This window comes from Teichococcus aestuarii, from assembly GCF_003116135.1.
GTDB lineage: Bacteria > Pseudomonadota > Alphaproteobacteria > Acetobacterales > Acetobacteraceae > Pseudoroseomonas > Pseudoroseomonas aestuarii.
Genome location: NZ_PDOA01000014.1, coordinates 95042 through 102321 on the forward strand (window position 1 = coordinate 95042; position 7280 = coordinate 102321).

The following is a 7280-nucleotide window of genomic DNA, read 5'->3' on the forward strand; positions in this document are numbered from 1 at the left end:
CCCGCCCTCTAGCGTTGTTGCGAGCGTCTCGCAACTGACTGTGTCAGGCCAGGGCGCGCAGCATCCCGCCCTGCTTCACCCGGCCCGGCAGCGGATGGCCGACGACATCCTCCGCCAGCCGCCCGGCCTCGATCAGCTTCTCCAGGTCCAGCCCTGTCTCGATGCCGGATTCCGCGCAGAGCAGCGCCAGGTCCTCGGTGCAGATGTTGCCCGCCGCCCCGGCATGCCTGGCGAAGGGGCAGCCGCCCAGCCCGGCGATGGCGGCATCGAAGCGCGCCACGCCGAGGCGCATCCCCTCCCAGGCATTGACCATGGCCATGCCGCGCGTGTCGTGCAGGTGCAGGGACAACTCCAGCTCCGGCCACTTCTCCCGCACCGCGCCGACCACGGTGGCGATGCGGCGCGGCGTGGCCCAGGCCATGGTGTCGGCCAGCGAGATGACGGGCGGCGGCAGCCCCACGCCCCCCGCCAGCGCCAGGATGGCGGCGATGCGGTCGGTCACCGCGCTCACCGGCACCTCGCCCTGGAAGTTGCAGCCGAAGGCGGCCATCACCGTGGCGCGGGCGAAGGGGATGTTGTTCTCGGCGTAGAGCGCCATCAGCGCGGCGGCGGCGGCGAGGTCCTGCTCGCGGTCGCGGTTCTGGTTGCGCTTGCCGAACACCTCGGAGGCGGAGACGGAGACGCTGCCGTCGATGGTCAGGTTGGGCGCCACCAGGGCGCGCAGGAAGCCCTTGGCGTTCAGCCACAGCGCGCCGAAGGCGACGCCCGGCGGCGGCCGCAGCGCCTGGCAGACGGCTTCCGCATCGGCCATGCCCGGCACCCGGCGCGGATCGACGAAGGAGACGGTCTGGATGCGCTTCAGCCCGGTCCCGGCCAGGGCCTGGATCAGCGCCACCTTGCGGTCGGTCGGGATCTCGCCCTTCTCGAACTGGAAGCCCTCGCGCGGGCCTTCCTCGCGGATCTCGATGCGGGGGGGCAGGCTCATGCGATGTTCTCCTCCGGCAGCGTCAGCACGCCCGCGCCGCGCAGCGTGGCGATCTCCTCCTCCGAAAGGCCGAGCCCCGCCAGCACCGCCGCCCCCCCTTCGCCGATGCGTGGCGGCTGCTGCCGCAGGGTGATGCCGGCGGTCTCGAAGCGCAGCGGCGTCATCGGCAGGGCGGCGCGCAGCGTGTCGGAGAGCGCCGTCTCGCCCATGATGCCGCTGGCGGCGAGGTGCGGGTCATCGAACAGGTCTTCCGGGTGGGCGACGGGGGCGCAGGGAATGCGGGCGGCCCGGCAGCGCTCCAGCACCTCCGCCACCGTCATCGCGCCGAATATTCTTTCGAGTTCCGGCATGATGCGGTCGCGGGCGGCGACGCGCTGGCCGTTGGTGGCCAGCGACGGGTCGGCGCCCAGCGCCTCCAGCCCGAACTGCGCGCAGAGGCGCTGCCAGTGCTGGTCGCTGGTGACGCCGACGAAGACCTGCCCGTCGGCGGCGGTGAAGACGTCGTAGATGGCCCAGGTGATGCGCCGCGCCGTCATCGGCGGCACGCGGCTGCCGGCGATGGCGCCCGCCGCCATGTGCTGCCCCACCATGAAGGCCACGCTCTCGAACAGCGCGGCCTGCACCTTCTGCCCTTCGCCCGTCGCTTCCCGCTGCCGCAGCGCGGCGAGGATGCCGACGACGCCGAACACGCCGCCCATGATGTCCACCACCGAGGTGCCGGCGCGCAGCGGGCGGCCGGGCAGGCCGGTCATGTGGGCCAGGCCGCCCTGCATCTGCACCACCTCGTCCAGCGCCGGCAGGTCCTCATAGGGGCCGGGCAGGTAGCCCTTCAGCGCGCAGTAGACCAGGCGCGGGTTGAGGGTGCGGAGATGCTCCCAGCCCAGGCCCAGCCGCTCCATCGTGCCGGGGGCGAAGTTCTCCACCAGCACGTCGGCGGTGGGGACGAGGCGCTCCAGCACCGCCTTGCCGCGCTTGTCCTTCAGGTCCAGCGCCAAGCTGGCCTTGTTGCGGTTGTAGGTGCCGAAGAAGCCGGTGCCGAAGCCGCCCAGCCGCCGCGTGCGGTCGCCCTCCGGCGGCTCGATGCGGATGACCTCGGCGCCGAGGTCGGCCAGCACGACGCCGCAGGTGGGGCCCATCACGGTGTGGCCGAAATCCAGCACCCGCAGGCCGGCCAGGGGGAGGGTGTTCATTGACACGGCTTCGTTCCGTCAGACAGAATGGCGTTCTGTCTGTAAGCATGGAGAAACCCCGCATGCCGGTCAAGCCGGATGCGCCCGCCGAGGGGGTGGGCGCGGTGGATCGTGCCCTGTCCATCCTCTTCGCCTTCGAGCCAGGCGATGCGGGGCTGACCCTGGCGGAGCTTTCCCGCCGCACCGGCCTCTACAAGAGCACGCTGCTGCGGCTGATCGCCTCGCTGGAGCGGGCGCGGATGCTGGTGCGGCCGGGGCCGGAGGCACGCTGGCGGCTGGGCCCGGCGCTGGTGACGCTCGGGCTGCGCGCCGAGGGCGGCACCGCCCTGCTGCGCGAGACGGTGCCGCCGGTGCTGCGCCGGCTGGTGGCGGAGACGGGGGAGAGCGCCAGCTTCTACATCCGCGAGGGCGAGGCGCGGCTCTGCCTGCTGCGCGAGGAAGGCCGGCACGCGGTGCGGGACCAGCTCCCGCCCGGCACGCTGCTGCCGCTCTACCGCGGCGCCGCCGGCCATGTGCTGAGCGGCGCGGCGGAAGGGCTTTCCGTCACCATCGGCGAGCGGGACCCGGAGCTTGCGGCGATCGCCGCGCCGGTGCGTGGCAGCCAGGGGCTGCTGCTCGGCGCACTCTGCCTCTCCGGCACCGCGACACGGCTGCGCGAGGCCCGCTACCGCGCGCCGCTGGAGGAGGCGGTGCGGCGCGAGGCGGCGGGGCTGACGGCGCTGTTGGGAGGGTGAAAGAGAAGGGTTCTTTTTTGGAAAAAAAGAACCAAAAAACTTTTGTCAGTTTGGCGGTGCGCCATCGGCCAATGAACCGCCAGACTCGAAAAGTCTTTTTGCTTCTTTTTCTTCAGAAAAAGAAGATGCCTGAAATTAATCCCGTTCCATACGCGCGACGCTCCATTGCCAGAGGCAGAGCAGCGGCGTCACCACCAGTTCCATGCCGAGGCCGAACAGCATGGCGCCGGGCGGCGTGCCCTGCACCGCCAGGCCCAGCAACCGGCCGAGCCCGCCCAGCACCACGATGACGGTCAGCAGCCGGAAGCGCGGGCCCTGCTCCTCGATGCGTGAGAGCGTGCTCCAGAAGCCCAGCCCGATGCCGAGCAGCAGGCCGGAGAGGTAGCGGTAGTGGCTGTCCAGCGCCACGGCGCGCAGCATGGGCGGCGCCTCCGAGGCCGGGAGCATGTCGAGCCCGAAGAGCAGCCCGGTGAGGCCGGCGGTGACGGGCACCACGCCGCCCAGCGCCACGGCGGCGCGCAACAGCATACGGTGATGGCGGGAGGTCATGGAGGCTTGCGGTTCCGGGCCGGGGTTGGGGGAGGCAGGGGTGGGCGTGCCGCACGAGTCACGCTTTCAGTGATTCCACCCCGGCCGATCATGCTCTAGGCAGAAGGCAGCGGCGCCGTCCCCGGTTGCCGCGCGGCGAGACGAAGCGGGAGTGGCCGGATGGGCGATGGCGGGCGTGGCATCCTGATGACCCTGGCGGCGCTGGCCGCGCCCCTGGCCGTGGCGCCGGCCCAGGCGCAGGTGCCCGCCGGCCCGCCCGCCACGCGGCCGCAACTGACCATCGGCATCAACCAGTATCCCGGCACCTTCCACCCCAACATCGAGAACATGGCGGCCAAGGCCTACATCCTGGGCTTCGTCCGCCGCCCCGTCACCGCCTACGATGCCGACTGGGCACTCACCTGCCTCGCCTGCGAGCGGCTGCCGAGCCTCGAGAATGGCGATGCGGTGCGGGAGACGACGCCCGACGGCAAGCCCGGCCTGCGCCTGACCTACCGCCTGCGCGAAGGAGAGGCATGGGCCGACGGCACGCCCGTCAGCGCCGAGGATCTCCGCTTCGCCTGGGAGGCGGGGCGCGCCTTCGAGACCGGCTTCGGCCCCGCCGAGTTCTACCGCTCGGCCTATGAGCTGATCGTCGAGGATCCGCGCACCGTCACGCTGCGGCTGGACAAGGTGACCTACGACTTCGCCGCGCTGGGCGACTTCCAGCCGCTGCCGGCGCGCATCGAACGGCCGCGCTGGGAGGCGGACCGCCAGGGCTACCGCAACCGCACCGCCTACGACACCGAGACCACCAACCCTGGCCTCTGGAACGGCCCCTACCGCATCGGTGCCGTGCAGCCCGGCGCCGGCGTCACGCTGGAACGCAACGCCCATTGGGCGGGCACGCGCCCGGCCTTCGACCGCATCGCCATCCGCACGGTGGAGAACACCGCCGCGCTGGAGGCACAGCTCCTCGCCGGGCAGCTCGACATGATCGCGGGGGAGCTGGGACTGCCACTGGAGCAGGCGCTGGCCTTGCAGAAGCGCACGGGCGAGCGCTTCCGCTTCGCCTTCACCCCCGGCCTGACCTACGAGCATATCGACCTCAACCTGGACAACCCGATCCTCGCCGACCGGCGCCTGCGCCAGGCCCTGCTGCTGGCCGCCGACCGCAAGCAGATCGTCGAGCGGCTCTATGAGGGGCGCCAGCCCGTGGCCGATGGCGGCGTCCATCCGCGCGACCGGATGTATGATCCCGGCCTGCCGAAATACCCCTTCGACCCCGCCCGCGCCGCCGCCCTGCTGGAGGAGGCCGGCTGGCGCCCGGGCGCGGACGGCATCCGCCGCAACGCCGCCGGCGAGCGTCTCTCGCTCGAATTCATGACCACCGCCGGCAACCGGTCGCGGGAGCAGGTGCAGCAGATCCTGGCCGGCATGTGGAAGGCCGTGGGCGTCGAGGCGCGCATCCGCAACGAGCCGCCGCGCATCTTCTTCGGCGAGACGGTGAGCAAGCGGCGCTTCGGCGGGCTGGCGCTCTTCGCCTGGATCAGCAGCCCGGAGAACGTGCCGCGCAGCACCTTCCATTCCGACGAGATCCCGCGCCCCGAGCGCAACTGGTCCGGCCAGAACTACACCGGCTACCGCGACGCCGAGGTGGACCGGCTGATCGAGGCGATCCCCGTCACGCTGGAGCCGGAGGCGCGCCGCCCGCTGTGGTCCGAATTGCAGCGCCGCATCGCCACCGACCTGCCGGCCCTGCCGCTCTGGCACCGCTCGGACGCGCATGTCTGGCCGCGCTGGCTGGAGGGGGTGCGCCCCACCGGCCACCAGAACTATTCCTCCCTCTGGGTGAGCGAATGGCGGGTGCGGTGAGCCTCGCCCCATGCTGAGGCCCACATGCTGAGAATCATCGCGCTGCGCCTGCCGCAGATCGCGCTGACCCTGGTGCTGCTCTCGCTGGCGGCGTGGTTCGCCATCGGGCTGATGCCGGGGGACCCGGCCTCGCTCGCCCTGGTCTCGGACCCGCGGCTGACGGCGGAGGATGCCGCCCGGCTGCGCGCCCTGCACGGGCTGGACCAGCCGCTGATCGCCCGGTACCTCGCCTGGGCCGGTGCGCTGCTGCGCGGCGAGCTGGGCTATTCCCGCCTCTACGCCCAGCCGGTGGCCGATGTGCTGTGGCCCGCGCTCCGCTCCACCCTGGTGCTGGTGGGCAGCGCGGTGGGGCTGGCGGCGCTGGCGGGGGTGGCGCTCGGGGGCCTCGCCGCGCTGCGGCCGCGAACAGCGCCCTTCGTCGATGCCGTGGCGCTGCTGGGCCAGGCCATACCGGGCTTCTGGCTGGGCATATTGCTCATCATCCTGTTCGCCGTCGGGCTGGGCTGGCTGCCAGCGGGCGGCGCGCCGCAGCCGGGCGAGGCGGGATGGCCCTTCCTGGTGCTGCCGGTGGCCACCATCGCCTTCGGGCAGATGGCCGCCTATGCGCGCCACGCCGCCGCCGCCCTCTCGGCCGAGCTGCACCGCCCCTTCATCACCAGCGCCCGGGCGCGCGGGGCGGGGGAGGGGCGCATCCTGTGGCGCCATGCCCTGCCCAACGCCGCCGTGCCGCTGCTGACCCTGCTGGCGCTGGATGCCGGCGCCCTCGTCTCCGGCGCGCTGGTGACGGAGACGGTCTTCGCCCGCCCCGGCATGGGCAAGCTGCTCTACGATGCGGTGATGGGCAACGACTACAACCTCGCCCTGCTGGCCCTGCTGCTGGTGGCGCTGGTGACGATGCTGGCGACGCTGGCCGCCGACCTCGCGCAGCGCTGGCTCGACCCGCGGATCGAGGAACGATGACGCGCCTCCGCCTCGGCCTCCTGCTGCTGGCGCTGCTGGCGCTGGCCGCCCTCTCCGCGCCCCTGCTGGAAGGCTGGATGGGGCGCGATGCCTTCGCGCCCGACCTCTTCGCCCGCTACGCGCCGCCCTCGGCCGAGTACCCGCTCGGGGCGGACGAGCTGGGGCGGGACCTGCTGCTGCGGCTGCTCTACGGGGCGCGGGTGTCGCTCGGCGTCGGGGTGGCGGCGGCGCTGGCGGCGGCGGTGCTGGGCACCGCTCTCGGGCTGCTGGCCGCCTGGCGCGGCGGCTGGGTGGATGCGGCGCTGATGCGGCTCGCCGACGGGCTGCTGGCCCTGCCGGCCCTGCCGATCCTGGTGCTGCTGGCGGCAGTGGACCCGGCGGCGCTCGGCCTGCCGCGCGGTGCGCTCGCCACCGACATGCTGCGCATCACCGCCATCCTGGTGCTGTTCGGCTGGGTGGGGGTGGCGCGGCTGGCGCGGGCCACGGCGCTCACCCTGCTGGCGAGCGACTATGTGCGTGCCGCCCGCGCGCTGGGCGTGACGGAGGCGGGCGTGCTGTGGCGGCACGTGCTGCCCGGCCTCGCCGCGCCGGTGGCGGTGGCGAGCGCGCTCGCCGTGGCCGGCGCCATCCTGGCCGAGAGCGTGCTGAGCTTCCTCGGCCTCGGCATCCAGCCGCCCGTGCCCTCCTGGGGCAACATGCTGGCCAATGCGCAGGAGGCGGTGTTCGCCGCGCCGCTCGCCGCCGTGTGGCCAGGGTTGGCCATCCTTCTGGCGGTGGCGGCCTGTGCGCTGGTGGCGGATGGGGTGGCAAGGAAGTAAGGGTTCTTTTTTGGAAAAAAGAACCAAAAAACTTTTGTCAGTTTGGCGGTGCGCCATCGGTTAAGGCCTGTTAGAGCTTGAATGCTACTCCCATGTTTTGGGTATGGCGAAGGGCAAGGACGAGCAGCTTCTCACGGATGCGACCTGGGCGGTGTGGGAGCCGCTGATCGAGGCGGCCAGGCCTCACGGT

At 72.4% G+C, this 7280-nt stretch carries 7 protein-coding genes; 4 read left to right on the top strand and 3 right to left on the bottom strand.

What is annotated here, in order from left to right:
- Positions 1 to 43 precede the first annotated feature (43 nt).
- Both CR165_RS17955 and CR165_RS17960 read right to left on the bottom strand, forming a co-directional pair.
- The gene (locus tag CR165_RS17955; RefSeq protein WP_109518312.1) at positions 44 to 985 is read right to left on the bottom strand and encodes a hydroxymethylglutaryl-CoA lyase; all 942 of its coding nucleotides are present in this window, start codon (positions 983 to 985) and stop codon (positions 44 to 46) included.
- Entirely contained in the window at positions 982 to 2175 is a 1194-nt protein-coding gene (locus CR165_RS17960) for a CaiB/BaiF CoA transferase family protein (RefSeq protein WP_109518313.1), read from the bottom strand. Before CR165_RS17960 ends, CR165_RS17955 begins: the two co-directional genes overlap by 4 nt.
- A 62-nt stretch (positions 2176 to 2237) precedes the next feature.
- On the opposite strand from CR165_RS17960, the gene CR165_RS17965 reads away from it, so the two are divergent.
- On the top strand, positions 2238 to 2909 hold the full coding sequence (locus CR165_RS17965) for an IclR family transcriptional regulator (RefSeq protein WP_181378220.1): 672 nt from the start codon (positions 2238 to 2240) through the stop codon (positions 2907 to 2909).
- A 135-nt stretch (positions 2910 to 3044) separates the two neighbouring features.
- Here CR165_RS17965 and CR165_RS17970 read toward each other — a convergent pair whose 3' ends face one another.
- Entirely contained in the window at positions 3045 to 3458 is a 414-nt protein-coding gene (locus CR165_RS17970; RefSeq protein ID WP_109518315.1) for a DUF4345 domain-containing protein, read from the bottom strand.
- Between the two features lie 159 nt (positions 3459 to 3617).
- Here CR165_RS17970 and CR165_RS17975 point away from each other — a divergent pair, with 159 nt between their 5' ends.
- The 3 genes from CR165_RS17975 to CR165_RS17985 are packed head-to-tail and all read left to right on the top strand — an operon-like array spanning position 3618 to position 7090.
- Positions 3618 to 5312, top strand: a complete 1695-nt coding sequence (locus tag CR165_RS17975; protein WP_109518316.1) for a peptide ABC transporter substrate-binding protein — start codon at positions 3618 to 3620, stop codon at positions 5310 to 5312.
- Between the two features lie 24 nt (positions 5313 to 5336).
- Complete coding sequence (locus tag CR165_RS17980; RefSeq protein WP_109518317.1) at positions 5337 to 6272, top strand: ABC transporter permease; 936 nt, start codon at positions 5337 to 5339, stop codon at positions 6270 to 6272.
- A complete protein-coding gene (locus CR165_RS17985) occupies positions 6269 to 7090 on the top strand; it encodes an ABC transporter permease (RefSeq protein ID WP_109518318.1) in 822 nt (273 codons plus the stop codon). Before CR165_RS17980 ends, CR165_RS17985 begins: the two co-directional genes overlap by 4 nt.
- The last annotated feature ends 190 nt before the right edge of the window (positions 7091 to 7280 follow it).

Coding starts and splice junctions, on each gene's coding strand:
- CR165_RS17955 (WP_109518312.1), bottom strand. CDS start 985: ATGAGCCTGCCCCCCCGCATCGAGATCCGCGAGGAAGGCCCGCGCGAG.
- CR165_RS17965 (WP_181378220.1), top strand. CDS start 2,238: ATGCCGGTCAAGCCGGATGCGCCCGCCGAGGGGGTGGGCGCGGTGGAT.
- CR165_RS17980 (WP_109518317.1), top strand. CDS start 5,337: ATGCTGAGAATCATCGCGCTGCGCCTGCCGCAGATCGCGCTGACCCTG.
- CR165_RS17960 (WP_109518313.1), bottom strand. CDS start 2,175: ATGAACACCCTCCCCCTGGCCGGCCTGCGGGTGCTGGATTTCGGCCAC.
- CR165_RS17970 (WP_109518315.1), bottom strand. CDS start 3,458: ATGACCTCCCGCCATCACCGTATGCTGTTGCGCGCCGCCGTGGCGCTG.
- CR165_RS17985 (WP_109518318.1), top strand. CDS start 6,269: ATGACGCGCCTCCGCCTCGGCCTCCTGCTGCTGGCGCTGCTGGCGCTG.
- CR165_RS17975 (WP_109518316.1), top strand. CDS start 3,618: ATGGGCGATGGCGGGCGTGGCATCCTGATGACCCTGGCGGCGCTGGCC.